32 protein-coding genes and 1 riboswitch are annotated in these 23,133 nt (G+C 64.8%); of the genes, 13 read left to right on the top strand and 19 right to left on the bottom strand.

All coding sequences use genetic code 11. The features are described 5' to 3' along the window. Positions 1–225 precede the first annotated feature (225 nt). Positions 226–375: a hypothetical protein gene (locus DPM35_RS00745; protein ID WP_095816402.1), complete on the top strand. Its 150-nt coding sequence runs from the start codon at positions 226–228 to the stop codon at positions 373–375. Positions 376–451: 76 nt separating this feature from the next. On the opposite strand, the gene DPM35_RS00740 is transcribed toward DPM35_RS00745, so the two are convergent. Both DPM35_RS00740 and DPM35_RS00735 read right to left on the bottom strand, forming a co-directional pair. After that, positions 452–787: a hypothetical protein gene (locus tag DPM35_RS00740; RefSeq protein ID WP_146767899.1), complete on the bottom strand. Its 336-nt coding sequence runs from the start codon at positions 785–787 to the stop codon at positions 452–454. Between the two features lie 222 nt (positions 788–1,009). Next, positions 1,010–1,765 (bottom strand): SDR family oxidoreductase, encoded by a 756-nt coding sequence (locus DPM35_RS00735; RefSeq protein WP_112125443.1) that lies wholly within the window; start codon positions 1,763–1,765, stop codon positions 1,010–1,012. A 102-nt stretch (positions 1,766–1,867) separates the two neighbouring features. Between DPM35_RS00735 and DPM35_RS00730 the strand changes: the two genes are divergently transcribed. From DPM35_RS00730 to DPM35_RS00715, 4 genes are all read left to right on the top strand, one after another. Then, complete coding sequence (locus tag DPM35_RS00730) at positions 1,868–2,770, top strand: AraC family transcriptional regulator (RefSeq protein WP_112125442.1); 903 nt, start codon at positions 1,868–1,870, stop codon at positions 2,768–2,770. A gap of 74 nt (positions 2,771–2,844) precedes the next feature. Continuing rightward, positions 2,845–3,669, top strand: coding sequence for a non-homologous end joining protein Ku (gene ku / locus DPM35_RS00725; protein WP_112125441.1), 825 nt, complete (start codon positions 2,845–2,847; stop codon positions 3,667–3,669). A gap of 111 nt (positions 3,670–3,780) precedes the next feature. Then, positions 3,781–4,038 (top strand): metal-sensing transcriptional repressor, encoded by a 258-nt coding sequence (locus tag DPM35_RS00720; protein WP_112125440.1) that lies wholly within the window; start codon positions 3,781–3,783, stop codon positions 4,036–4,038. An 8-nt stretch (positions 4,039–4,046) separates the two neighbouring features. Continuing rightward, positions 4,047–5,390 carry a cation diffusion facilitator family transporter gene (locus DPM35_RS00715; RefSeq protein WP_112125439.1) on the top strand — a complete coding sequence of 448 codons (1,344 nt, stop codon included), beginning with the start codon at positions 4,047–4,049 and terminating at the stop codon, positions 5,388–5,390. Between the two features lie 53 nt (positions 5,391–5,443). Here DPM35_RS00715 and DPM35_RS00710 read toward each other — a convergent pair whose 3' ends face one another. Continuing rightward, positions 5,444–6,391, bottom strand: a complete 948-nt coding sequence (locus DPM35_RS00710) for a DMT family transporter (protein WP_112125438.1) — start codon at positions 6,389–6,391, stop codon at positions 5,444–5,446. A 231-nt stretch (positions 6,392–6,622) separates the two neighbouring features. Further along, positions 6,623–7,027: a VOC family protein gene (locus tag DPM35_RS00705; RefSeq protein WP_112125437.1), complete on the bottom strand. Its 405-nt coding sequence runs from the start codon at positions 7,025–7,027 to the stop codon at positions 6,623–6,625. A gap of 102 nt (positions 7,028–7,129) precedes the next feature. On the opposite strand from DPM35_RS00705, the gene DPM35_RS00700 reads away from it, so the two are divergent. Next, complete coding sequence (locus DPM35_RS00700; RefSeq protein WP_112125436.1) at positions 7,130–7,762, top strand: TetR/AcrR family transcriptional regulator; 633 nt, start codon at positions 7,130–7,132, stop codon at positions 7,760–7,762. A 75-nt stretch (positions 7,763–7,837) separates the two neighbouring features. On the opposite strand, the gene DPM35_RS00695 is transcribed toward DPM35_RS00700, so the two are convergent. From DPM35_RS00695 to DPM35_RS00685, 3 genes are all read right to left on the bottom strand, one after another. After that, positions 7,838–8,464 carry a hypothetical protein gene (locus tag DPM35_RS00695; RefSeq protein WP_112125435.1) on the bottom strand — a complete coding sequence of 209 codons (627 nt, stop codon included), beginning with the start codon at positions 8,462–8,464 and terminating at the stop codon, positions 7,838–7,840. Between the two features lie 5 nt (positions 8,465–8,469). Then, positions 8,470–9,210 carry a CbtA family protein gene (locus DPM35_RS00690; RefSeq protein ID WP_112125434.1) on the bottom strand — a complete coding sequence of 247 codons (741 nt, stop codon included), beginning with the start codon at positions 9,208–9,210 and terminating at the stop codon, positions 8,470–8,472. Between the two features lie 192 nt (positions 9,211–9,402). Further along, complete coding sequence (locus DPM35_RS00685) at positions 9,403–9,612, bottom strand: CbtB domain-containing protein (RefSeq protein WP_095815891.1); 210 nt, start codon at positions 9,610–9,612, stop codon at positions 9,403–9,405. Continuing rightward, a riboswitch (adenosylcobalamin (AdoCbl) riboswitch) is annotated at positions 9,612–9,756 on the bottom strand. Its footprint overlaps the gene before it by 1 nt. A gap of 85 nt (positions 9,757–9,841) precedes the next feature. Between DPM35_RS00685 and DPM35_RS00680 the strand changes: the two genes are divergently transcribed. Both DPM35_RS00680 and DPM35_RS00675 read left to right on the top strand, forming a co-directional pair. Further along, the gene (locus DPM35_RS00680; protein ID WP_112125433.1) at positions 9,842–10,411 is read left to right on the top strand and encodes a histidine phosphatase family protein; all 570 of its coding nucleotides are present in this window, start codon (positions 9,842–9,844) and stop codon (positions 10,409–10,411) included. 159 nt (positions 10,412–10,570) lie between these two features. Then, entirely contained in the window at positions 10,571–10,843 is a 273-nt protein-coding gene (locus DPM35_RS00675) for a PilZ domain-containing protein (RefSeq protein ID WP_112125432.1), read from the top strand. A 237-nt stretch (positions 10,844–11,080) separates the two neighbouring features. Here DPM35_RS00675 and DPM35_RS00670 read toward each other — a convergent pair whose 3' ends face one another. Beyond that, on the bottom strand, positions 11,081–11,602 hold the full coding sequence (locus DPM35_RS00670) for a DUF6428 family protein (protein WP_112125431.1): 522 nt from the start codon (positions 11,600–11,602) through the stop codon (positions 11,081–11,083). 42 nt (positions 11,603–11,644) lie between these two features. On the opposite strand from DPM35_RS00670, the gene DPM35_RS00665 reads away from it, so the two are divergent. The 3 genes from DPM35_RS00665 to arsC are packed head-to-tail and all read left to right on the top strand — an operon-like array spanning position 11,645 to position 13,147. Beyond that, positions 11,645–11,995: an ArsR/SmtB family transcription factor gene (locus tag DPM35_RS00665; protein ID WP_112125430.1), complete on the top strand. Its 351-nt coding sequence runs from the start codon at positions 11,645–11,647 to the stop codon at positions 11,993–11,995. A gap of 34 nt (positions 11,996–12,029) precedes the next feature. Next, positions 12,030–12,728, top strand: coding sequence for an aquaporin (locus DPM35_RS00660; RefSeq protein WP_112126180.1), 699 nt, complete (start codon positions 12,030–12,032; stop codon positions 12,726–12,728). Continuing rightward, positions 12,725–13,147, top strand: coding sequence for an arsenate reductase (glutaredoxin) (gene arsC, locus DPM35_RS00655; RefSeq protein ID WP_112125429.1), 423 nt, complete (start codon positions 12,725–12,727; stop codon positions 13,145–13,147). The genes DPM35_RS00660 and arsC overlap by 4 nt, the downstream gene beginning before the upstream one ends. A gap of 49 nt (positions 13,148–13,196) precedes the next feature. Here the strand turns inward: arsC and DPM35_RS00650 are convergent, their stop codons facing one another. Beyond that, positions 13,197–13,715, bottom strand: coding sequence for a GNAT family N-acetyltransferase (locus tag DPM35_RS00650; RefSeq protein ID WP_112125428.1), 519 nt, complete (start codon positions 13,713–13,715; stop codon positions 13,197–13,199). 47 nt (positions 13,716–13,762) lie between these two features. Between DPM35_RS00650 and DPM35_RS32735 the strand changes: the two genes are divergently transcribed. Both DPM35_RS32735 and DPM35_RS32730 read left to right on the top strand, forming a co-directional pair. After that, a complete protein-coding gene (locus DPM35_RS32735) occupies positions 13,763–14,371 on the top strand; it encodes an MFS transporter (protein ID WP_245431386.1) in 609 nt (202 codons plus the stop codon). Continuing rightward, on the top strand, positions 14,329–14,955 hold the full coding sequence (locus DPM35_RS32730; protein WP_245431385.1) for an MFS transporter: 627 nt from the start codon (positions 14,329–14,331) through the stop codon (positions 14,953–14,955). The genes DPM35_RS32735 and DPM35_RS32730 overlap by 43 nt, the downstream gene beginning before the upstream one ends. Before the next feature lie 160 nt (positions 14,956–15,115). Here the strand turns inward: DPM35_RS32730 and DPM35_RS00640 are convergent, their stop codons facing one another. The 10 genes from DPM35_RS00640 to DPM35_RS00595 form a co-directional block, all read right to left on the bottom strand. After that, the gene (locus DPM35_RS00640; RefSeq protein WP_112125427.1) at positions 15,116–15,400 is read right to left on the bottom strand and encodes a PRC-barrel domain containing protein; all 285 of its coding nucleotides are present in this window, start codon (positions 15,398–15,400) and stop codon (positions 15,116–15,118) included. 230 nt (positions 15,401–15,630) lie between these two features. Beyond that, positions 15,631–15,954, bottom strand: coding sequence for a DUF2934 domain-containing protein (locus DPM35_RS00635; protein ID WP_112125426.1), 324 nt, complete (start codon positions 15,952–15,954; stop codon positions 15,631–15,633). 196 nt (positions 15,955–16,150) lie between these two features. Then, positions 16,151–17,260 (bottom strand): mandelate racemase/muconate lactonizing enzyme family protein, encoded by a 1,110-nt coding sequence (locus DPM35_RS00630; RefSeq protein ID WP_112125425.1) that lies wholly within the window; start codon positions 17,258–17,260, stop codon positions 16,151–16,153. A 4-nt stretch (positions 17,261–17,264) separates the two neighbouring features. Continuing rightward, positions 17,265–19,703 carry a GcvT family protein gene (locus DPM35_RS00625; RefSeq protein WP_112125424.1) on the bottom strand — a complete coding sequence of 813 codons (2,439 nt, stop codon included), beginning with the start codon at positions 19,701–19,703 and terminating at the stop codon, positions 17,265–17,267. Between the two features lie 146 nt (positions 19,704–19,849). Further along, positions 19,850–20,848, bottom strand: coding sequence for a L,D-transpeptidase family protein (locus DPM35_RS00620; protein ID WP_112125423.1), 999 nt, complete (start codon positions 20,846–20,848; stop codon positions 19,850–19,852). Between the two features lie 153 nt (positions 20,849–21,001). Then, positions 21,002–21,289: a DUF982 domain-containing protein gene (locus DPM35_RS00615; protein WP_112125422.1), complete on the bottom strand. Its 288-nt coding sequence runs from the start codon at positions 21,287–21,289 to the stop codon at positions 21,002–21,004. 28 nt (positions 21,290–21,317) lie between these two features. Further along, positions 21,318–21,620 carry a DUF982 domain-containing protein gene (locus tag DPM35_RS00610; protein WP_112125421.1) on the bottom strand — a complete coding sequence of 101 codons (303 nt, stop codon included), beginning with the start codon at positions 21,618–21,620 and terminating at the stop codon, positions 21,318–21,320. A gap of 303 nt (positions 21,621–21,923) precedes the next feature. Then, positions 21,924–22,151 carry a hypothetical protein gene (locus DPM35_RS00605; protein ID WP_112125420.1) on the bottom strand — a complete coding sequence of 76 codons (228 nt, stop codon included), beginning with the start codon at positions 22,149–22,151 and terminating at the stop codon, positions 21,924–21,926. A gap of 150 nt (positions 22,152–22,301) precedes the next feature. Next, a complete protein-coding gene (locus DPM35_RS00600) occupies positions 22,302–22,661 on the bottom strand; it encodes a hypothetical protein (RefSeq protein ID WP_146767898.1) in 360 nt (119 codons plus the stop codon). Between the two features lie 133 nt (positions 22,662–22,794). Next, the gene (locus DPM35_RS00595) at positions 22,795–23,088 is read right to left on the bottom strand and encodes a GYD domain-containing protein (RefSeq protein ID WP_112125418.1); all 294 of its coding nucleotides are present in this window, start codon (positions 23,086–23,088) and stop codon (positions 22,795–22,797) included. Positions 23,089–23,133 lie beyond the last annotated feature (45 nt).

Here is a 23,133-nt window from a genome sequence, read left to right as displayed (position 1 = left end):
GGCACGCTCGCAACATCCGCATAACGTCGCGAAAGTCATTTGAATACAAATAATTCGACTTAATCGTGTCGTTGCGATGTCGATTCCGACATTGGGTCGTTTGCGTCCGTGAAATGGTTCACCGACAGAAGCGTTTTTCCCGCCGGCCGGGCGCGGGCTGCCATGGTGATCGGAACCGAGTCGGCCCCGGCGGGTTGAAATCATGGCCCCGCATAGGAGGTTTCCATGATCCGCAAACTGAAAACCGGCGAATACCGGCTCTATTCGCGCAAGGTCGACCCGAGAACCGGCAAGCGCCGCAATCTCGGCACCTTCAAGTCGCGCGAGGCGGCCGAAAAGCACGAGCGTGAAGTGCAGTATTTCAAGCGCCATTAGGGCAACGGAGAGCGTCGGTAACGGCAACGCCCCTGTGAGCGACCGCCGTTTCACCGGGAAGGATCGCTGCCTGGCTTCACCCGTGCGGTATCGGTTGCGTGCGCGGGCGAGGGTGGCCAGGCACGTTCGAGCCGATATGGTCGAGGTCGCAACGTTTCGTCACCATCTCGACCGACCCGGTGTCGACGGTCACCCGCCCCAGCACCTGCACCGTCGTGCGTCCGAGATCCTCGTCGACATGGACGACCTCGCCCTCCAGCCTCAGCTTGTCGCCTGCCTTGGCGTTTGGCTCGACCATCGAATAGCGATGGCCGTTGCCGTCGAGGCTGAGCGTCACGCGGTCGTTGATGCGCTCGATCACGGTGGCGATCACGGCCACCCTGTCGCCGATCTCTACTGCCGGCCGTGTCATCGACGCCTCCTTTCCGCTCTGCGGTTCTGGCCGTCGGAGCCGGCTGACGGCACGATGGGCGCCGGCAGCCGCTGAAATAAACGGGAAAACAAGCGTTTGGTTGCCGCCTGACAGCCTCGCCAGAGGCGAGGGAGGAGCTGAACCCAAGGAGAAGTCCGAGGCCGCGCCTGTCGAGGCAGGCGCTGACCCCTCGAATTGCAGGCGAATGGGCCTCGGTCTTCCCTATGCGGTCTGCGCCAGGGCGACCGCATCGGCCCCGGCGGGGAAGCGCAGCGTGCCGGTCGTGTCGTTGACGGCCCGCCACACACCTTCGGCGACATCGATTTCCCTGGTGGTCAGAGCCCCGGCCATCGCCGGATCGGCGAGATTGCCGAAGACTGCCCTGGCAAAGTCGGCATAGGCCTCGGGGATAAGGTCCTGGACATTGACGCCGGTGTTGGCGGTGAACCTCGTCGTCGGCCCGTAACCGGGCTCGACCAGCTTGGCGCGGACGTGGAAGGGCGCGAGCTCCAGCGCCAGCGACCCGGTGAAACCTTCGATCGCCTGCTTGCTCGCGGTATAGGCCGCCGCCAGCGGGAAGGGCGCCAGCGTGGCGCTCGACGTCACATTGACGATGACGCCGGAACGGCGCTTGCGCATCTGCGGGATCACCGCCTGGGTCATCGCCATGACGCCGAACGTGTTGGTCTCGAAGACCTTGCGGATATGCGCCATCGGCGTCGCCTCGAAAGCTCCGGCGACACCGATGCCGGCATTGTTGACCAGTGCGTCGATCGGCCCCGCCGCTTCGATCGCCGCCGCGATGCTTTTGTCGTCCGTCACGTCGAGCGGCAGGATGCGCAACGCCGGCGAACGCGGCAACACATCCTCGCGCGGGCTTCGCATCGTCGCGACGACGTTCCAGCCATTCGAGAGGAAATGGCGCGCCGTCTCGAGGCCATAGCCCGAGGAAGCGCCGGTGATCAGGATGGTTTTCATGGGATCGGTCCCTGCTGTTCGATTTGCACAGCGGCAAGTTACCGGCAGGGTGCCGGACTATCTATAATTGACAGTCCTGATTTTGTTTGCAAAAGTCCTGATATGGTCGATCCGCTCTCCGAAATCATAGGCTTGCTCAGGCCGCGCGCCGTGTTCACCAAGGGCATCAGCGGCGCCGGGCGCTGGGGGGTCCGCTACGCCGATTTCGGCCATCCGAGCTTCGCCGTCGTCATCGAGGGAGCCTGCCTGTTGGCGGTGGACGGCCAGCCTCCCTTGACGCTCGAGGCCAGCGATTTCGTGCTGCTGCCTTCAACGCCCGGTTTCACCATGACGGGCTTCGAGCCGGTCGTTCCGACGCTGATCGATCTCAACCTTGCCGCGGCCGCGACGGAGGAGGTCCGGCACGGCAGGCAGGACGGCCCGCCGGACCTGCGCATGCTTGGCGGCTATTTCCTCTTCGATGGGGAGGATTCCGGCCTGCTGGTTTCACTGCTGCCTGCTCAGGTCCATGTCCGCGGCGTCGAGCGGCTGTCGGTCCTGGTGAAGCTGCTGATCGAGGAGGCGGCGGGCCGGCATTCGGGGCGCGACCTGGTGCTGACCCGGCTGATCGAAATCCTGCTGGTCGAATCCCTGCGGCAGGCGCAGACGCCCGACGCGCCGGCCGGCCTGCTGCGCGGCCTGGGCGACGCGCGGCTGGCGGAGGCGATCCGCCGGATGCACGCCGATCCGGCGCGGCCGTGGACGATCGTCGAACTGGCGAAGGAGGCCGCGCTTTCGCGCTCCGCCTTCTTCGACCGCTTCGTGCGCGGCGTCGGCGTGCCGCCGATGGAATATCTGCTGGCCTGGCGCATGGCGCTGGCGAAGGATCTGCTGCGCCGGCAGGAGGGCGATATCGCCGAGATCGCCGAGCGCGTCGGCTATGGCTCGGCCAGCACCTTCAGCACCGCCTTCAGCCGCCATGTCGGCCAGCCGCCCGGACGCTACGCCAGGGCGGCCGCGCACTAGTGGCACTTGGCCCGCGCGGAACCACGCGGGGCCCCAGATGTTCCTGTTGATCGCAACGACAACGGGAATGGCACATGGTTGCGCCGCGCGCGGTTTGGAAGGGTTTTCTGAAGGTCGGGTCGGTCTCGTGCGGCGTGAAGCTGGTCGGCGCGACCAGCGAAACCGGAAAAGTTCATTTCAAGATCCTGAACCGTAAGGACGGCTTGCCGGTGAAAAGCGCCTATGTCGACGAGCAGACCGGCGATGTCGTCGAGGCCCAGGACCAGACCAAGGGCTTCGAACTGGAGAAGGACGATTTCATCGAGATCGAGCCGGATGAGATCAAGAAGCTGAAACTCACCTCGGCGCATACACTGGAGGTTGACGAGTTCGTCGCCCTTGACGACATCGACACCCGCTATCTGGAAAAGCCCTATTACCTCATCCCCGCCGATGGCGCCGCGCTCGAGGCCTTCAGCGTGTTGCGCGAGGCGATGAAGAAGAAGCGCGTCGCGGCAAGATCCTGCGTGGTGCTCTATCAGCGCGGCCGCGAGGTTGTCATCCAGCCTTTCGGCAAGGGCATGCTGCTCACCGAACTGCGCACCCGCAACGAGATGGTCTCGGAAAAGAGCGTCTTCGAAGACCTTACGTCACCGAAATACGACAAGGACCTGCTCGAGATTGCCGAGCTTTTGATCGACAAGAAGGTGACGAAGTTCGATCCTTCGAAATTCGAGGACACCTATGAGGATGCGCTGATCGCGATGATCGATGCCAAGCGCAAGGGTAAGAAACCGCCCAAGGCCGCGCCGCCGCCAAGGGAAAATGTCGTCGACCTCGCCTCGGTGCTGAGGAAGAGCCTCGCCAAGGAAGGCATCAAGGCGCCCTCAAAAGCCAAGCCTGCCCGCAAGTCGGCCTGATCGGCCGACCGATATCATCGTCGAAGTTGGGGATCGGCGGACCCGCTCACTCGGTGCGACGTAGTCCTTTCCTTGGTTGCCGCATCCTACCCTGGGGGATAGGATCGGGACATGACGATGCACAGCTCCCATCCCGACATCATCGCCCGGCTCAAGCGCGCGCACGGCCATCTCGCCGCTGTGCTCACCATGTTCGAGCAGGGCCGTTCCTGCCTTGACCTCGCGCAACAGCTCCATGCCGTCGAAAGCGCCGTCGGCAACGCCAAGCGCGAGCTGATCCACGATCATATGGAGCATTGCCTTGTCGAGGGGGGCGAGCCGACCCGGGACACACTGAAAGAGCTGAAGCAGCTCACCAAATATCTGTGAGGCGGCCCATGTTGACGAAGGTTCTCGACTGGTTCGGCTTCGGCGCGTACGGGCATGACCACGGCGGACACGATCATGGCGGGCAGGGGCATGACCATCACGGCCCGCATGGGCACACGCATGGCGTGATCGACGCAACGATCGCCACGACGGAGCGCGGCATCTGGGCGATCAAATGGTCGTTCGTCATCCTGGCGATAACGGCCGCGCTGCAGCTCGCCGTCGTCATCTTTTCGGGCAGCGTGGCGCTGCTTGCCGACACCATCCACAACATCGCCGACGCGACGACCGCCATTCCGCTCTGGATCGCCTTCGTGCTGGCGCGACGCAGGCCGACCCGAACCTTCACCTACGGCCTCGGTCGCGTCGAGGATCTTGCCGGGATCGCCATCGTGCAGATCATCCTGGCGAGCGCGCTGGTTGCCGGTTACGAAGCGATCGATCGCCTGCTCAATCCGCAGCCGGTGCGGTTCCTGGGCTGGCTGGCCGCTGCCGGCATCATCGGCTTCCTCGGCAATGAGGCGGTGGCCGTCTTCCGCATCCGCGTCGGCCGTCAGATCAACAGCGCGGCCCTGATCGCCGACGGCTATCACGCGCGTACCGACGGGCTCACCAGCCTTGCCGTCGTTGCCGGCGCGGTCGGCGTCCGGCTTGGCTATCCGCTCGCCGACCCGATCATCGGCCTCATCATCACCGTCGCCATCTTCGGCATCGTCTGGCAGTCGGCGCGCTCCGTGCTGACGCGCATGCTCGACGGTGTCGAGCCGGGGCTGGTCGACGAAGTTCATCACGCCGCCGCACATGTCGCCGGGATCGACAGGGTGGTCGACGCGAAGGCCCGCTGGCTCGGCCACAAGCTGCATATCGATGTGGAGATCGCGGTCAATGACGGGCTGCTGCTTGCCGCCGCCAACAACATCGCCGCTTCGCTCAAGGCCGAGCTCTTCGCGCACATTCCCGCGCTCGACGTCGCCACGGTGCGCTTTGCCGCGCCCAATGCCGAGGGTGGCCACCACCACGCGCCTGACCCGTTCCTGGTGTCGGGCAAGCTGGCCAGCGGGCTGCTCGAGATCGTCGACACGCCGCAGGGCGAGCGCATGCGGCTGCGCCTCTCGCGCCATGCCGAGGGCTTGCAAGCGAACGTCGCCATCGAACGCGCCGGCGGGGCCGTCGAAAGCCTGCCGCTGTCGCCGGTCGGCGGCGACCATCACTATCTGCAAAGCCTTGTCGCTCCGGCCGAGCCGCATGAGTTCAGCGCCAGGCTGCATCTGGCGGCCGGTCAGGACAGCGAGGACCTCCCCTTCGTCATGGCCGAGCCGGAAGGCCACCACCACGAGCACGCGCATGGATGAGGCGGCGCTCTTCGAGCGCCGGCGCGGAGTCTGCCTGATTATGACGGCTCAGCTCACCTGATGCTGATCAGCGCCGTGCCGGCGATGGCGAGAAGCGCGCCGGCCCAGGCGGCTGCGGTCGGCCTTTGGCTGCTGCGCAGCCACACCATCGGCAGGATGATGACCGGTGTCATCGAGGACAGCGTCGAGATGATGCCGACATTGCCGTTTCGCAGCGCCGCCATCAGGCAGGACATGCCGAGCGAGGTGCCGACGAAGGCGGACAGCACCGCGAGCCCGACCGTGCCGAACTGGACGGCCTCCCTTTTGCCCTTGCCGAACGGCGTTGCCGTGAGCGCGATGAACAGGATGACAGCGAGGCCCGAGCGCAGCGCCATGGCCGTGAACGGCTCGACGCCGGCCGCCATGGCCGGTCGCGCCAGAAGGGTGCCGGTGGCCTGGCCGAGCGCCGTGGTGACGCCGAGCACGATGCCCGGTCCCAGGCGGCCGGTGAGCGGCGGACCCGGCACGGTGCTGACCGGCACGGTGGAAGGGGTGACGACCGGCATCGCCGGCGCAAGGTCGCCGCGCTTGAGGAAGCGCCGCGGCATGCCGATGGCAAGCACGATGCCCGCAAGCACCAGCGCCACGCCCAGCGCCTGCCACCGGCTGATGGTTTCGCCGAGCACCAGATAGCCGAGCGCCAGCGCGAATGGCGAGGTGAGCGAGAAGAGCAGCGCCGTGATGCGCGGGCCGACCGAATAGATGGTGGCGAAATAGGTCGTGCTGGCGATGCTGATGCCGGCGAAGCTCGACCCGGCGAGCAGCCAGAACTCCCTCGCGCCGATCGTGTGCCAGCCGCCGATCGCCAGCGACACCGAGCCGGTCATCACGAAGGTCGCCAGCATCTGCCAGCGGGCAAGCTGGAGCAGGGGAACGCGCCCCTTCAGCTCGCTGAGGAACATGGAGCTCAGCGCGCTGCACAAGGCTGCGGTGACGGCGAGGCTTTCGGAGACGAACATGGCTGGCGGCTGCGGGGGTTCCGTCCGGGATTGGAGAGGCGCCGATGCTTACGCCAGCGCGCCGCAATGCGCTAGCCGCACCGGCGACGGCGCGCCGCAGGTGTGGTGCGGGACACCGAGATATCAAACTTTGGCCGGAACGACGCAGGCGTTGTCCGCGCACGAGAGCGACGGGATGGATGCCCGTCGTTTCCCAGGCGTCGTTCCGGCATTCGGGTGGCACGGACGGGTTTATTGCATGGCAGCGGGGTTCATCCACAGGAACTCCCAGACATTGCCGTCCGGGTCTTCGATGTGGCGGTTGAACATGAAACCGAGATCCTGCACCGGGTTGGGATCGGCGCGGCCGCCTGCCGCAACGCCTTTCTCGATGACCGCATTGACCGCGTCCTTGCTGTCGACGGTCAGCGCAATCAGCATCTGGCTCTCGCGCTTGGCGTCGCCGATCGGCCGGGCCGTGAACTGGCTGTAGTGCTGGTGCGTCAGCAACATCACCCCGATCGATTCGGAGAACATGATCGAGCTGGCCTGGTCGCTCGAGAACTGCGGGTTGAGCGTGCCGCCGATCGCGAGGTAAAACTTGGTCGCTGCCTGCAGATCGCGCACTGGCAGATTGAGGAAAAGCATCTGGGCCATCGGTTTGAGCCTCCGTTTCATTGACGGGTACTAGTCAGTCTAGTACTGTCGAGATGGCTAGCATGAGGGAACGGTACCGTCTAGTACTGATCGTGAGGCGTCATGAAAATTGCTGTTGAGACCAGATCGGCCCGCAAGGACCGTGAGATCATCGAGGCGGCGACCGCTGCGTTCATCGCCAAGGGCTATGACGGGACCAGCATGGAGGAGATCGCCACCAGGGCGAGCGCTTCCAAGCAGACTGTCTACAAGCATTTCACGGACAAGGAGACGCTCTTCACCGAAGTCGTGGAGTCCACCGCTTCTCAGGTCAACGACGTTGTCGAGTCCGTTACGATACTGCTTTCCGAGGCAAAATTCCTGGAGGGCGGCCTACAGCAGCTTGCCCGGCGATTGACCACGACGCTGATGAACGACGAGTTGCTGAAGCTCCGGCGGCTGATTATCGCCAATGCCGATCGGATGCCGCAGCTTGGCCGCAGTTGGTACGACAAAGGCTTTGAGCGCATGCTTGCCTCTGTGGCGGAGTGCTTTCAAAAGCTCACCAGCCGAGGCTTGTTGCAGACCGGCGACCCCCGCTTGGCGGCCAGCCATTTCTTTGGAATGCTGCTTTGGATTCCGATGAACGAAGCAATGTTCACCGGAAGCAACCCGCGCTTGAAAGCCGACCTTGAGCGCCATGCCGATGCCTCGGTCGAAGCGTTCCTTGCCGCCTATGGGGTGCGCCCGAAGTAGTCGCGGCGCCTGTCGCGATCTGCGCAACGCAACGAGCAGCGTTACTTCGCCTGGTATCTAGCCGGCCCGCGTCGGTTAAACAGCGCGTACCCGTTTCGCGCCGAAGATCGCCCGACTTGCGGCGGCGAGCGCCGCAATCGTGACCAGCAGCACCGCGAGGCTCGGCGCGTGGAAGACCATGTCCCGCCATCTGGGCTCGATCACCGCGCCGGTGCTGAAGGCCTCGCCGCTGTACTGGCACAGGATCCAGGACGCGCCGCTGCGCACCATGTCGGCGTCGATGTCGGAGATCAGCGCCTTGGCTTCACCCTCGGCCGCCGGCATCGTCGCCATATAGGCGAGCAGCGCCTTGGCGGTGGCGAGATAGGCGTGGCTGCATTCGTTGAACGGGCTGGCCTCGTCGCCGAGGCTGCCCGGCATCAGGCCCCACAGGCAGTAGGTGAATTGCAAATTGCCGTGGTTGTAGAGCCGCCGAAAGGTCGGATCGGTCACGGTCTGGCGCTGGGCAAGGTCGAGGATGTCGCCGCGATGGCGCGCGATCACCGCCATCTGGCCGTGGGTCAGGCTGGGAATATGGATGCCGGGGGGAGGCGGGGCGGAGGATCCGCTATGCGCTTGCGCCGATGCCGCCAGCATGACCAGCAGGGCGGTCGCCGCGAAGAAATTGGCCGCCAGGGCGAGGAACCGTGGCGGCCAGCGCATAGGTTTCAGGCGTAGCGGCGGGTTGGGCCGCGCCGGTCGCGCACCGCGACCACGCGCTCGGCAACCCCGCCGAAGCCGAGCCCGACGACGGCCCACAGCACCAGCTGGATGCCCAGCGAGGCGACGCGGAACTGCCACAGCACCGTCGCCGAGAAGTTTTCCGGCACTTCGTTGATGTCGGGCAGGGCCGCCTTCACCAGCGCGAAGACGACGAGGAAGGCGAGCCCAGCCACGATCGAGGCGTTCCAGGCGCCAAGCCGGGTCCACAGCCGCTGCGCCAGGCCGACCGCCGCCACCATCGCCGCGATCGAGACCACGATCATGATGAAGAACAATTCGGTGCGGTAGGCGATGGTTTCGGGGTTGCCGACCGCGGGCGGGTTCGCCGGATATTTGAGGCTCGGAACCACGATCACGGCAAGGAAGCCGAGCAGCGCCAGCAGCGCCGAGGTGCCGCGCGGACCGAGCGAGCCCACGCGGCCATAGGCATAGGCAAAGACCAGCGAGAACAGCCCGCCAAGGGCAGCGCCATAGACCAGCAAGCCGGTTGCGAGACCGATGCCCGCCTGCGTGGCGCGGCTGACCATCTCGGGTTCCGGCGCCTCGCCGGCCGCCTGGGCCTGCTGTTCCTCGAAGGCGATCGCCTTGTCGACCGGCGGCTCGCCATAGACGCGGGCGAAGGCGAACGCGAGAACCCCCGCGACCAGCCCGACAAGCATGCCGCGGAGCAAAAGTTTCCCGACCATGTCAGAGTTCCTTCAAGCAATTCCCGGAAAAATCGAAGCGTTTTTCCGTCCGGATTTGCGCTAGACCAACTCAGAACGGCTCAGCGACGCCGAACCGCTCCAGAGCAATTCCAGGAAAAGTGTGCAACGGTTTTCCGTCCGCAATTGCGTAAGACCAAAACCCAGGACGGTTCAGCCTTCGCCGAACCGGTCCTAGTGGCAGGGGAAGCCGAGCAGGTGGCGGCCGTCATGCACGAACTCGTGCACCGCCGTGCCACGGATCAGCGACGTCGCGCCTTCTTCCGCGCCGACGAAATAGATCGCCAGCATCAGCATCAGGCCGGCGAAGATGGCCCAGGGCAGGAGCTCGCGGACGGGAATCGCAACCGGGCCGTAGGTCGGGGCGAAGGTGGTGTCGGACATTTTGACCTCCTGTGGGATGCTGCGTCCCGTTGATCCAACTATGCTGCGGAATAAGGCCTGACTTTCGGCTGGTGCCGATCACAGTGGCGCGACCGTGCCGGACTCGCACCGGCTTCCAATCCCGTATAGCGCTAAAACACTTGTCAGCACTTCGTTCGCCTGTCAACGACATGTAATGGCCAACGCGGCTTCGCGCGGCCGAAATTTCACTGGACCAAGGAGTTTTGGGATGTTCGCCCGCCTGACGATGATCGCAAGCGGCGCGACGCAGGCCACGCGCAAGGGCCGCTTCCCGATCGACGAGGCGCCGGAGCCGAGCGCCTTCGACCGCGCCGGCGCGATCGCTTCGTCGCTGCGCCGGGCCGACCGCGTCTGGACAAGTCCGGCGCTTGCCGCGCGCGGGACGGCCGAGGCGCTCTGCCTGGAAGCGACGGTCGAGCCGCTGCTTGCCGAGCAGGATTTTGGCCGTTGGGCTGGGAAAAGCTTCGAGGAGGTACAGGCTGAGGACCCGGAAGGCATGGCGGCCTGGTTTGCCGATCCGGACGCGGCACCCCATGGCGGCGAATCGCTTGCCGTCGTCGCCGAGCGCGGCGCTGCGCTGATGGCGCGGCTGGCCGGCGAGGGCGGCCACACCATCGCGCTCACCCATGCCGTGCCGATCCGCGCCGCCATCGTGCATGTGCTGGGGGCGCCGCTCTCCTCGGTCTGGAAGATCGACATCGAGCCGCTGTCGCTCACCGAGTTCCGCAGCGACGGCCGCCGCTGGGTGCTGCATGCGAGCGGGGTTGCCATCGGCTGAACTGTCGGTTCTTCCCATACGCGGATCCCGTCAAGCTTCGACAACAGTCCGCACCTATATCAAGGCTCGCCGTTTCATTGATCGCTAACGGAACGGAAACGCCTTTCTGCTATGGTGCCGCCCGTGGCGAGGAGAGCCTTGCCTTAGGAGCCGTCGGACATGGCCAGTTATCCCGAGACCGAGCGCCGTCTTCATGCGCGCCAGTTCGTGCTGAAGGAAGCCACGATCATTGCCGGTGCCGTCAGGATCGGCTGCTCGGTCAGGAACCAGCACGAGCAGGGCGCAGAATTGCGCGTCGCCGCCGATACGGGGATCCCGGAACGCTTCCTGCTCGAGGTCCCAGCCGACGATACGACCTATCGCGCCTTGGTGCGGTGGCGGCGCAACGACCGCATCGGCGTGGCGCTCTACAGCAACGCGCCGAAGGACTGACGCGCCGCCCGCCGCTCAGCAATTCGTGACTTGATCCTCCCTGGGCAGCATGCAACCCGGTACATGGGGAACGCAACCGCTGCGCGTGCGTTCATGAGGGCCGATCAACTGGGACTTCGCGCATGGGCAGGACAGTCGTTTGGGTGGCGCTGATCGCTATCGTTCTCGTGGGCCTCTATTTGCTGCAGGCCAATGGCCTGATCAGATTCTGAAGCGGCGGCGGCGCAGTTCGCCGGGTTAGCAGCAGCGGCTTTCTCCGCAACTCGGCTTGCCCGCAGCCGCCTGTTCCTTCAGCCAGCGGTCACGCGGCTTGCAGCTCGCCGGTCGCGGCGAAAGCTCGACCTCGATGGTGCCGCCAACGACGCTTGGCTGGGCTGCGCAGTGCAGTTCCATCGGGCGGATGCCGTCGCTGACCTCGAAGGTCAGTTTCGCCGACTGGTCGAGGGCGACATGATCCGAGACCTTGCGGATGATTGCCGCGAACTTGCCGGCCGACATATGGACCGGCCCGCCTTCGTCCACGTCCCATAGCTGGACGAAGATCTCCGACCAGGATTCCGGATTGGCCTCGCAATCCAGCGCCGCGAACTGCCCTGCCTTCACCTCAGTGACATGATAGCCCGGTTTAACCGGCCGCCCGTCATAGCGGAACACCAGCGGCCTGTCCTTGTAATCGGCCAGCGCGCCCAGCAGGTCGCCGATGGTCAGGTCGGAGGGGTCGATCGGGGCGGCGTTTTTATGATTGTCAGAAGACAGCATGTCGGCTATTCCTCATTTCAACATTTCAAGGATTATTGAAACGTGGATGAACGTCAAGCCCTGATCGCCTTTGGCGCGCTGTCGCAGGAAACTCGCCTGCGCCTGCTGCGCCTGTTGGTCGTTGCCGGACCGGACGGCATCGCTGCCGGCTCGCTCGCCGAACAGGTCGAGGTCTCGCCCTCCAATGTCAGCTTCCACCTCAAGGAACTGGAGCGGTCCGGCCTCGTCACCGCGCGGCGTGATGCCCGCTCGATCGTGTACAGCGCCGAATACGACGCGCTGTCCGGGTTGATCCGGTTCCTGATGGAGGATTGCTGCTCGGGCCGTCCGGAAATCTGCGCGCCGGCGCTTGCCGCACCTTGCTGCCGGCCAGGCGAGGGTACCCGGCAATGATGTCGCGCCCTTTGCCCCGACCCAGGGCCAGCCGATGAACGGCTTCGATCTCGCGCGGCGGTTCGTCGCCGAAGTCCTGGGCACCGGTCTGCTGGTGGCGACGGTCGTCGGTTCCGGCATCATGGCCGAGACGCTGACGCATGACGCCGCGCTGGCGCTGCTCGGCAACACGCTCGCGACCGGCGCCATGCTGGTGGTGTTGATCACCATCTTAGGGCCGATCTCCGGCGCGCATTTCAATCCCGCCGTTTCGCTGGTGTTCTGCCTCAACCGGTCGCTGCCCGCCCGCGATCTTCCGCCCTATCTCGCCGCGCAGTTTATCGGCGGCATCGCCGGCACGGTCGCGGCGCATCTCATGTTCGCCCTGCCGGTTCTGGAGATCGCGACGAAGTCGCGAGCTGGTCCGGCGCAATGGTTCTCCGAAGGCGTCGCGGCATTCGGCCTTGTCGCCGTCATTCTCGCCGGCATTCGCTTCGAACGGCGGGCCGTGCCGTGGCTGGTCGGGCTCTACATCACGGCGGCCTATTGGTTCACGGCGTCCACGTCCTTCGCCAATCCCGCTGTTGCCGTGGCGCGCTCGCTCACCAACAGCTTCTCCGGCATCAGGCCGGTCGATCTGCCGGGCTTCATCATCGCCGAGCTGCTCGGCGCCCTAATCGCGCTTGCGCTGATGGGCTGGCTGCTCAAGCCCGAAACCGTTCAGCAATCCCACCCACTGAAAGCAGAACCATGACGGTCACGATCTACCACAATCCCGCTTGCGGGACCTCGCGCAACACGCTCGCCATGATCCGCGCCAGCGGCGAGGAAGCGGTGGTGATCGAATATCTGAAGACGCCGCCCAGCCGCGAGCGGCTGCTCGAACTGATCGCGGCGATGGGGATCGCACCCCGCCAGTTGCTGCGGGAGAAGGGAACGCCCTATGCCGAGCTCGGTCTCGCCGATCCGAAATGGAGCGACGAGGAACTGATCGATTTCATGCTTGCCTATCCGATCCTGATCAACAGGCCGATCGTCGAGACGCCGAAAGGGACGAGACTGTGCCGGCCATCGGAAGCGGTGCTGCCGCTGCTCGACAATCCGGTGCGGGAGTTTATCAAGGAGGACGGCGAGCAGGTCGCCTATACGAGTAATTCCGGGAAAAGTGCGTAGCGGTTTTCCGTCCGGAATTGCGAAAAAACAAAGGATCCTGCCCCCCCGCTTAGGGCGCCAGATGCTTCATGAAATAGATGGACGCCTTTGGTTTGCCGAACGGGTCGACGGAATGATGCGGCACGATGCCGACTTGCCGCCAATTCATGCGCCGATAGAGCCGCTCGCTTGCTCCGCCCTCGGCGGTGTCGAGAAGCAGAAGGGAACGTTTTCTCTTCCTTGCCTCGTCTTCCAGGGATGCCATGAGCGCGGAACCGATGCCTTGCCGCCGGAAATCTCGATGCACGAGCAGCATGTAAACCTCCGCCCGGTGCAGCGCATTCGGTTCCGGCGACAGATAGAGCTGGACGGTGCCGACGAGATTGTCCTCGAGATACGCGCAGATGAGAAGGCGCTCCCCGGCCACCAGCGAGGGGAAGATGCCTTGCCAATAGGACCGGGCCTGTTCGGCATCGAAGGGCAGGACGAAGCCGACGAGCGCGCCATCCTCTATGCTCTGCATCAAGAGCCCGGCGAGGGCATCGAGCTGCGCCGTTGCTTCGGCCTCATCGATTACCGCGATACGCATGTGCGCTCCCCTTTGAGGCTCGATTGATAATGGGCTTTGAGCAATCCGTGAAGGCCGAAGCGCCTGCGCCCGTCCAGCGCAACCGTCATGTTCTCGTCACGGCCCTCGGAATCACGCAGATCCTCGCCTGGGGATCGTCCTACTATCTGCCCGCGGTCCTTGCCGCGCCGATTGCAAAGGATACCGGCTGGTCGCTCGCCTTGGTCGTTGCCGGCCTGTCCTGCGGGCTGCTGCTTGCCGGGCTTGTATCCCCCGTCACCGGCCGGCTGATCCAGCGCCATGGCGGCCGTCCGGTGCTCGCCGCCGGCTCGCTGCTGCTCGCGGCCGGGCATTCGCTGCTGGCGACGGCAACTGTCTATCCCCTTTACCTGTCTGCCTGGCTGCTGATGGGCCTCGGCATGTCGAGCAGTCTCTACGACGCCGGTTTCGCCACGCTGGGGCGGCTCTATGGTCGAGCAGCGCGCGGCGCCATCACCAACCTGACGCTCTTCGGTGGTTTCGCCAGCACCGTCTGCTGGCCGCTCAGCGCCTTCCTGGTCGAGCATGGCGGGTGGCGCATCGCCTGCCTTTCCTATGCCGCGATCCATCTGGCGGTCTGCCTGCCGCTCCACCTTTGGGTGATACCGCCGCCTCCACCCGCGACGCCCGCCCGGTGAGGGGGAAGTCGAAAGAGGCATCCGCCACGGGCGGGGCGCGGGCACGCTTCATTCTGCTTGCCTCCATCCTGACATTGGCCGCGATGATCGCATCCACGCTCTCCGTCCACCTGCTGACGCTGCTGCAATTGCGCGGCGTGGGCCTGGCGGCGGCAGTCGGTCTTGGCGCCCTAGTCGGCCCGTCGCAGGTCGGCGCGCGCGTGGCGGAACTGCTGATCGGCCGCAACCGGCACCATCCTATCTGGACGATGCTGGCATCCGTATCCCTGCTCGCGGCCGGGATCTGGCTGCTCCTGGCGAGCCATGCGTTCATCGCGCTCGCCCTTATCCTCTACGGCGCGGGCAACGGCATCCACACAATCGCGCGCGGCGCCCTGCCGCTGGTGCTGTTCGATCCGCAGCAATACGCCGTTCTGATGGGCAAGCTCGCAACGCCGAGCCTTATCATCCAGGCGGCGGCTCCCTCGATCGGAGCGCTGCTTCTGGGCATTGGCGGCGGCTACCTCGTCCTGACGACCCTTGCATTGGCCGCGACCGTCAATGTGGCGCTCTGCGCCTGTCTCGTCGTGGCCGTGCGCAGCTGACCGGGGCTACTTGTCCACCGCCAGCGTCTCGTTGAGCACGGAGGCCAGATGCAGGCCGCCGAGCGATGCAACTACAATAGAAGCTTATGACGCGGACATGAACGAAAAACGGGCCGACAATGCCGGCCCGTTTTCTTCATTTATTCACAACCGCAACTCGTCAGTCGCGATGCTCCGGCATCGCCTTCAACTGATCCTTCGTCCAACTGGTGACGGCATGCACGTCGCCGTCCTCGTCGCGCATGAAATCGAGCTGGCTGGCGGTGACGGCCACCGGCTTGGCGCCGATGCCGAGAAAGCCGCCGACGTCGATGACGACCTGGCTGCGGTGCAGATGGTCGACCGACCCGATCTTCTCGTCGTCGGGCCCGTAGATGGTGGCGCCTTCGAGGATCTCCGGCGTGAGCTCGGCATTGGTCAGTCTTACGTGGCTGGTGTGGTCCATGGCGCATCTCCTGTGGTGTACAGGGGATGAACCTCTGATCGGGCCGAGGGTTCCGCCGACGGAGCGAAAAGCGGGCGCTGCTCAGCGAGCGCTGCCCATACCGTCACGAGGATGAGGACAAGCGTGACCATTGCGCCTGAAAGCGCACACCAAAGCGCGGGCGCCGGGACGTGTCCTGGGCACGCCCGTAGTCCTCGGCGTGAAGCGCAGATGGGATGGTTGCTGGCTCGTCAGCTGCGCCGCTTTGCCTTGAGACTCCGCGCGGCTTGCTCGATCGCCGCGCGATCGTTGCCCAGCCGATCGAGCAGCTCCCGCGCCTCGTCGCCCGAAATGCCGGTGCGCATGGCCAGCGCTTCCACCGTCAGCACATCCGCGCTGTCGATCTCGCGCGTTTCGGGCAGCGCGTCGCCCGCGGTCAGCGGCAGAGCCGCTTCGCGGTCGATCTCCATCTCGGCCTGTTGCCAGTGCCGTTCGTGATGGCCAAGGATACCGCCCTCGCGCTGAAAGATCTCATAGGCGCGCTGCCTGATCTTCTCGGTCCGATCGTCGTCCATCGCCGTTCCTCCTTGCGTGTCACAAGAACGCGGGACAGGGCGGAACGATCCGCTTCGATGACTATTTCCTCTCCCTCCGGAGGGGGGAGGGGTGGCTCGGCGCGCAGCGCCGAGACGGAGTGGGGGACGGCGCTGACAATTGTCGCCTACGCCCGCGCCGATTCGAAACGGCGAACTGGCTGCGCGCTGCTTTGGCCTACGGCCCGTATATCGCCACCGGCTTGCCGAACATGCCGGGCTCCGGCTTCACGCCGAGCCCCGGCCGTTGCGGCACGGCGATGTGGCCTTGCTTGATGACGACCGGGTGCTTCTGGTCGAAATGGCCCTTGATGTATTCCTGCGCGATCCAGGCGCCTTCCATGCGGCGCGGCTCGACGGTGGCGGCAAGATGCACGCAGGCCGCCGCGATGATGTCGCCGCCCCAGGCGTCGTCGCAGCTGTGCGGCAGTGAGCGGATCGCGCAAAGGTCGCGCACCGTCGTCATCTTGGTCAGCCCGCCCAGCCGCGTCACCTTGAAGCCGAAGCCGTCGGCGATGCCCATCGAGATTGCCCGCAGCACCGCGTTCTGGTCCTCGGTGCTTTCGTCGAGATAGACCGGATGCGTGACGCGGCCTTTCAGCGTCGCGATCTCGTCCATCGTGTTGCAGGGCTGCTCGAAGACGAAGGGGATCGCCTGGCAGAGCCGGTCGAGATGGATCGCCGCGGCCACCGTCAGGCCCCGGTTGCCGTCGACCGCGATCCGCGCCTTGTAGCCGACCGCTTCCCAGACCCTGTTGACGACAGCCACATCCTCTTCCAGGTTGTGTCCGCCGATCTTCACCTGCAGGCGCTGATAGCCGGCCTTCACCTTGTCGGCGGCAATCCTCGCCGTCTCGTTCGGCGGCCCGACGATCAGCGAATAATAGGCCGGCACGCGGTCGGTCAGCGCGCCACCCAAGAGCGTCGAAACAGGCACGCCGAGTTTTTGGCCGAGCACGTCGAGCAACGCCATGTCGAAGGCGGCCTTGGCGTAGCCGTGGCCGTTCAGCCGCTCGTCCATTTGCCTGGCGAGCAGCCTGATCGAGGCGATCTCCGAACCGATGAGGCCGGGCGCGATCTCGGCGATGGCGGCGCGGGCGCCCAGCGCATGATGCGGCTGGTAGACCGGGCCGATCGGGCAGGTCTCGCCCCAACCTGCGAGCCCGTCATCGGTGACGATCTCGACCAGTGTGGAGTCCAGCGCCTCCACATCGGCGCTGGCCATGCGGTAGACGCCGTTCTTGACCGGCAAATGGGCCGAATAGACGTTGATCCGCTCGATGCGCATATGGCTACATTCGCGCCCTGGCCGAGCTCGGATCGTAAGGCGAATCCGCGACCACTTGCGCCGTCTTCCAATCGCCCAGGATCGCAACATCGAGCTTCGTGCCGGGCCTCGCTAAACGCTCGGGCAGCAGCGCCAGCGCCACATCATGCCCGAGCGTATAGCCATAGCCGCCGGATGTGATGCGCCCGACCAGCTTGCCGTCGCTGTAGAGCCCCTCATTGGCTAGAGTGCTGGCGCCGTCCGTGTCGATCCTGAGTGTCACCGAGCGGCGCTGGTCATTGCGCTCCTTGTATTTCAATACCGCGTCGCGCCCGACGAAATCGCCCTTGTCGAGGCGGATGAAGCGTTCCAGCCCGCTCTCCAGCGCGTTGAGCTCCGGATTCATGTCGCGATACATGGCGCGATAGGATTTCTCGAGCCTGAGCGACTCCAGCGCATGCAGTCCGACCAGCCGCATGCCGTGCTTCCCGCCTTCCCTCAGGATCGCGTCGAGCAACTGCCGCTGGTAGGGCAGGGGGTGATAGAGCTCCCAGCCGAGCTCGCCCTCATAGTTGACGCGCAACAGCCGCACATCGCTGGCGAGGGCCACGCCGCCGGTCTTGACGCCGAACCAAGGAAAGCTTTCGTTGGAAAGGTCGATCTCGGTCAGCGGCTGCAGCACCTCGCGCGCCTTCGGCCCGACGACCGTGAAGCAGCCGCGATCGTTGGTGACGTTCTTCAAGACCACGCTGCCGTCGGCCGGCAGCAACCTGGAAAGATCGTCGAAGTTCCAGCGCTCGGCGCGCGGCGTGGAGATCAGGTAGAACAGGTCCTCGCCAAGCCGCGCCACCATGTATTCCGCCTGCACGCCGCCGTTGGCCGTCAGATGATGCGCCAGCGTCACCTTGCCGACCGTCGGCAAGCGGTTGGCGATGATCCGGTCCAGCCATTGGGCGGCGTTCGGGCCCGACACCTCGAACTTGGTCATCGGCGTCATCTCGACCAGGCCGACGGCGTTGCGCACCGCCAGCACCTCCTCGCCGACGAACACGCCCTTTTCGGTCCAGCGCCAGCTATACTGGTCCTTGGCCTCGACGCCCTTCGGCGCGAACCAGTTGGGCATCTCCCAGCCGTTGAGCACGCCCCAGACGGCACCCAGCTTCGTCAGCCTGTCATAGGAAGGCGCGGTCTTCTGCGGCCGCGCGGCGGGCATGTCCTGCCCCGGATATTTCTGCTCGGCATGCGTGCCCCACGCCTCGCGCACCTTCTCGCGCGTCCATTCCTTGTTGGCGTAATCGCCGAAACGGCGCGGATCGAGATCGGACGTGTCGATACTGTTGCCGCCTTCGACGATCCGCTCGGACAGATAGTAGCCGATCGTGCCGCCCCACAGGATGCCGCCCGGCACGCCTTCGGCGAGCCAGACATTGGGCAAGCCCCAGGCCGGTCCCATCAAGGGCAGTTCGTCGGCCGTCATCTGGAAGGGCCCGCGCACATTGGCCTTGATGCCCACGCGTCCGAGCGCCGGAACCAGCCGCAAGGCCTGCTCCCAGTTCCACGACACCGCCTCGAAATCCTCTTCGAGCAGGTCGGCGCCGAACCAGGAGGGAACGCCGTCCTCGGCGAACAGCTTGAGGTGCTCGGTGCGTTCGTAAGGCCCGAACATCAGCCCGTCGCCTTCCTCGCGCAGATACCCCTCGAAACCCTCGTCGCGCAGGATCGGCATTTCGGGCCGCCCCGCGCGCTTGCGCTCCACCACTTCCGGCACCGCTTCGGTGATCCAGTATTGATGCAGGATCGGGATCGCCGGTATATCGAGGCCGAGCAGCGCGCCGGTCTGGCGCGCGTAATTGCCGGTGGCGCAAATCACATGCTCGCAGGTGATGTCGCCCTGATTGGTCCGGACGAGCCACTCGCCGCCGGCGGTCCGCTTGAAGCCGGTGACCTCGGTGCTGAGGTAGACTTTTGCGCCCAGATCCCGCGCGCCCTTCGCCATGGCATGCGTCACGTCGGCCGGCGCGATATGGCCGTCATCGGGATGGTAGAGCGCGCCGAGCATCTCCTTGTTGTCGAGCAGCGGCCACAGCTTGCGCGCTTCGTCGGGCGTCAGCAGCTGCGCCCGCATGCCTTGCACCTCGGCGACGCTCATATAGCTCTTATACTCGTCGAGCCGGTCGCGCGAATTGGCGATGCGCAGCTGCCCGCATTTGTGCCAGCCCACCGGCTGCCCGGTCTCGGCTTCCAGCTCTTCATAGATCTCGATGGTCTTGTTGATCATGCGCCCGACATTGATGTTGCGGGCATAGGAGGGGATCAGCCCCGCCGCGTGCCATGTCGAGCCGGCGGTCAGCTGCGTGCGCTCCAGCAGCGCCACGTCGGTCCAGCCGCGCTTGGCCAGCCCGTAGAGAATTCCCGCGCCGACGCATCCCCCGCCAACGATCACCACCCGCGCATGTGTCTGCATCAAACCACCAGTTTTTCGACTTAGCTAAGGACAACCGCGGTCGAAGCTACAGGCGGTGATTGGCGCTGTAACGTCTTCAAAAATGAGGGGTCATGATAAGCTGGATTTATGCAGCAGCCTGCGGGCCGGGCTGCGAGCGGAGGCAGTTACTGGGCTTGCCCATCCTGCGCCGTCTCGTCCCTGAAGTCGACCTTCGTGCCCGGCTTGACCATCGCGGCAAGGTCTTCGGCGTCCCAGTTGGTCATCCGGATGCAGCCATGCGAGTAGGTGGTGCCGATCTTGCCCGGGTCGGGCGTGCCGTGGATGCCGTAGCTCTCGATCGAGAGGTCGATCCATACCGATCCGACGGGATTGTTTGGCCCCTTGGCGATGGTGAAGGGATGCTTAGTCTTCACTCCCTTGAAGGCGAATTTCGGATTGTAGTGATAGGTCGGATTGTGCACCACGCGCTTGACCTCGGCCGCGCCGCTCGGCGCCGGTTTCTCCTCGCTGCCGATCGAGGCGGGATAGACGGCAATCGCCTTGCCCGACGCATCTAGGGCGCGCACCTGGCGCGATGCCTTGTCGACCTCGACGCTGGCTATCTGCGAAGGCGGATCGCCGCGGCCGACATCGGGCACGACCAGGGTCGTGCCGGCCTTGTTGAACCCGGCTTTGGGATTGAGCATTCCCAGCAATTGTTCGCTGATATGGAACCGCTCGGCCAGCTTCTCGCGCGGGTTACGGTAGTCGAGGCGCTTGAGATGCGCCATGCTCTCCATGCGGGTGGGGATGCGCCTGGTGAAGGGGCCGCGCACATCCTTCGCGGTGGTCTCATAGGTCGTTAGCACCGGGCCGGCGAAGGTTGCCGCGAGCTTGTCCCAGGTCTCCCGCGTGAGCCTGCCGTCGGAAGGTAGTCCATTCGCCGCCTGGAAGGCCGCGACGGCCTTGGTGAAGTTCTGCGAGACGCGGCCGTCGATCAGGCCGGGGGAGAAGCGGGCGCGGTCCAGAAGCACCTGCGCCTTGAGCAGCATGGGGCTGACGCCTTTGGGTTCACCCTCGCGGAATTGCGCTTGATTGACGGCGTCGGGTTCCAGCCTCGCTGCTTGCGCGACGCCGCACGCGATGCCCAGCGCCACCGCGACGACAACAAGGAACCTGACCATCGACGTCACTCCGGAACCGCGACAAGGACCTGCCTATATGACGCGGCAGCCTCGATCTGGTTCCTATCGAGGGGCAAGATGAAGATCGTGCTACGCTGCCGGCGATCGCGGCCGAGAGTGAGTGAGGCGGCGCTGGCCGCCGCCTCACTTTGATCAGGCATGCTTTGGGTGAGCACTTTCAAGGACGGTGGGGGGAACGGCGCCATCCTCGATGAGGATGTCCTTCTTGCGCGCAAAGGCCACGAAAACGCCCTTTGCTGTTTCCGCGTCAACATCCCCGGCGAGCGCGGCCCTGCAGGCACGAATGGCCGCCCTCTGCTCGGGGCTGTTACCGCACCAGTCGATGACGAATTGATAGGCGTCCGCGACGGTGTTCAACTGACGCGGAAATCCCAGTCCCACCCAAACCCGGATTGGTTTTTCGAACGGTTTGGCGAACATCGCAAAACTCCCTCGATCCGCGACGATGCTAGGCGGTCAGGCCGCCGCCCTTGCGGCCTTTGCCGATCATCCAGGGCAGGGTGGTGCTCACGTCTTCATGGATTTTGGCGGATTTCGCGAAACCGCAAAATGCCTCTCTGGCGGCCGTCAGCGGAAAGCCGCTGTCGAAGGCCCTCTGGCAGGCGCGGAGCGCCGTTTCGTAGATCGGCCCCCGCCGGTTCTTGGGCCATTCATAGAGGAATTCCAGGGCGTCCTCGAGGCAGGCGATTTCTTGGATGAGGCTGGTTCCGCTCTTGACGAAAACAGGGGTGTCGAACATCCGATCGTTCATAAGATCCTCCAAGTCGAACGAACAATTTGAGTTTGAACGGGGGCGGGGATCGCAGCGGTCCGCGCCTGCATCGGATATGGGTTTATGAGTTTAAGCCGTCAAGGGACTTGCCGGATGCCGTCATGTCCTGTTTAGCGGGCCGAACTTCCGGCGCGCCGGTCAGTCGGCCAGCCAGCATCCTAAGCATGGCTCCCGAAAGTGGGAACCGGTTTCGGGATAAAGACATGCGTAAATCGAGGACCTAAAGCGCATGGAGCGAATCCGAAGGATCGCGACGCGCTTTAGCCGCCGCCGGCGGCCTTCTTACCCGCTGGAATTGAGCTTTTGGATACGCCCCTTGTCCAGCCGGAACACGCCGTCGGTGCCGCCTTGCTGCTCGAAGTCGGTTTGAAGCTCGTCCCACGTGCCGAGATATTCGCCGCACTCGGCGCAATGGATCGGGGTTGTGGGTTTTGCATCGGCTGGAATGTTCAAACGGATGACGCCGCAAAACGGGCATTCCAATTTGTGGTCCAGATACTGGGTGGTCATCACCGTTCAGCATCTCGCAAACGGCGCGCCCGTGCAAGTCGGCGGACTTGGACGAGCCGCGGCCTTGTTTGGCCTGGTCTGTGAAACAGCAAGCCGAGGAGCGCCTTCACGGCCGCGGAGTCCGGTAGAACATGCGCCGCATTCCGCCGTTCACATGCGCCCTGACATGGACGTCTGAGCACGCGCCCTTATGATGCGGGCTTCTCGCAGAAGCGAGGGGCGGTCGCGCCCGACGGCCTTTATCAGCCTCCTGGCTTGAGCGTCGGAGATGCCGGTTTTTTGCTTCAGCAGGATGACAAGCTGCTTGTCGTCAATTCGGCCATGGGAACTGCCTTCACCGGGTTCAGTCATATCAAGGATCCTCCTTCCGACCAAACTGGAAAACCCGTCGAAAGTTTCATCACGGTTCCGCTGCGGCGTCGAACCGGAATGGCGAGGCCGCCGTTGCGTCGCCAGTGCGAGTTGGTCGAGCGCCTCGCGCACGGGGATCGCATAGAGATCGAGCCGCACCGACCGCGTCGCGCTCGAAGAGGCGCACGCCGAGCTGCTCCGCCATAGGTGAGGGTGAATTCGTCGGCGGCAGGCGCCGGGCATCAGGCCCGGCGCCGGCTTCGATCAGCCACCTGCGTTGGTAAGATAACGGTCAGGCCATCTTTGCCAGTATCTTGGCCATATCCGCTGTATCGAACGCCCTCAGCGTCTCGGTTCTGATGTTGCCCATCGATGCCATTGATAGGCTCAGCGCGGTCGCGGCAATGTCGTCCTCCGCTTCGGCAACCACCACGACATCATGCTTGCCCAGCGTCCACAACAATGTGTGAACCTTGACCCCGCTTTTGCTGGCCATCGCCTTGAAAGCCTCGGCACGCTTTTGGGTGTCCTTGATGGTCCTGATACCCTGGTCGGTGAAATTCGACAGCAATACGTAGTGAGCCATTGGTTTCCTCCCACAACGGAAACGCGGGGCGCTCACGGCGCGTCC

The sequence above is a fragment of the Mesorhizobium atlanticum genome (assembly GCF_003289965.1).
GTDB classification, from domain to species: domain Bacteria; phylum Pseudomonadota; class Alphaproteobacteria; order Rhizobiales; family Rhizobiaceae; genus Mesorhizobium; species Mesorhizobium atlanticum.
Note: the sequence above shows the minus strand (reverse complement) of the source record. Positions and strands in the feature narration are given on the sequence as shown.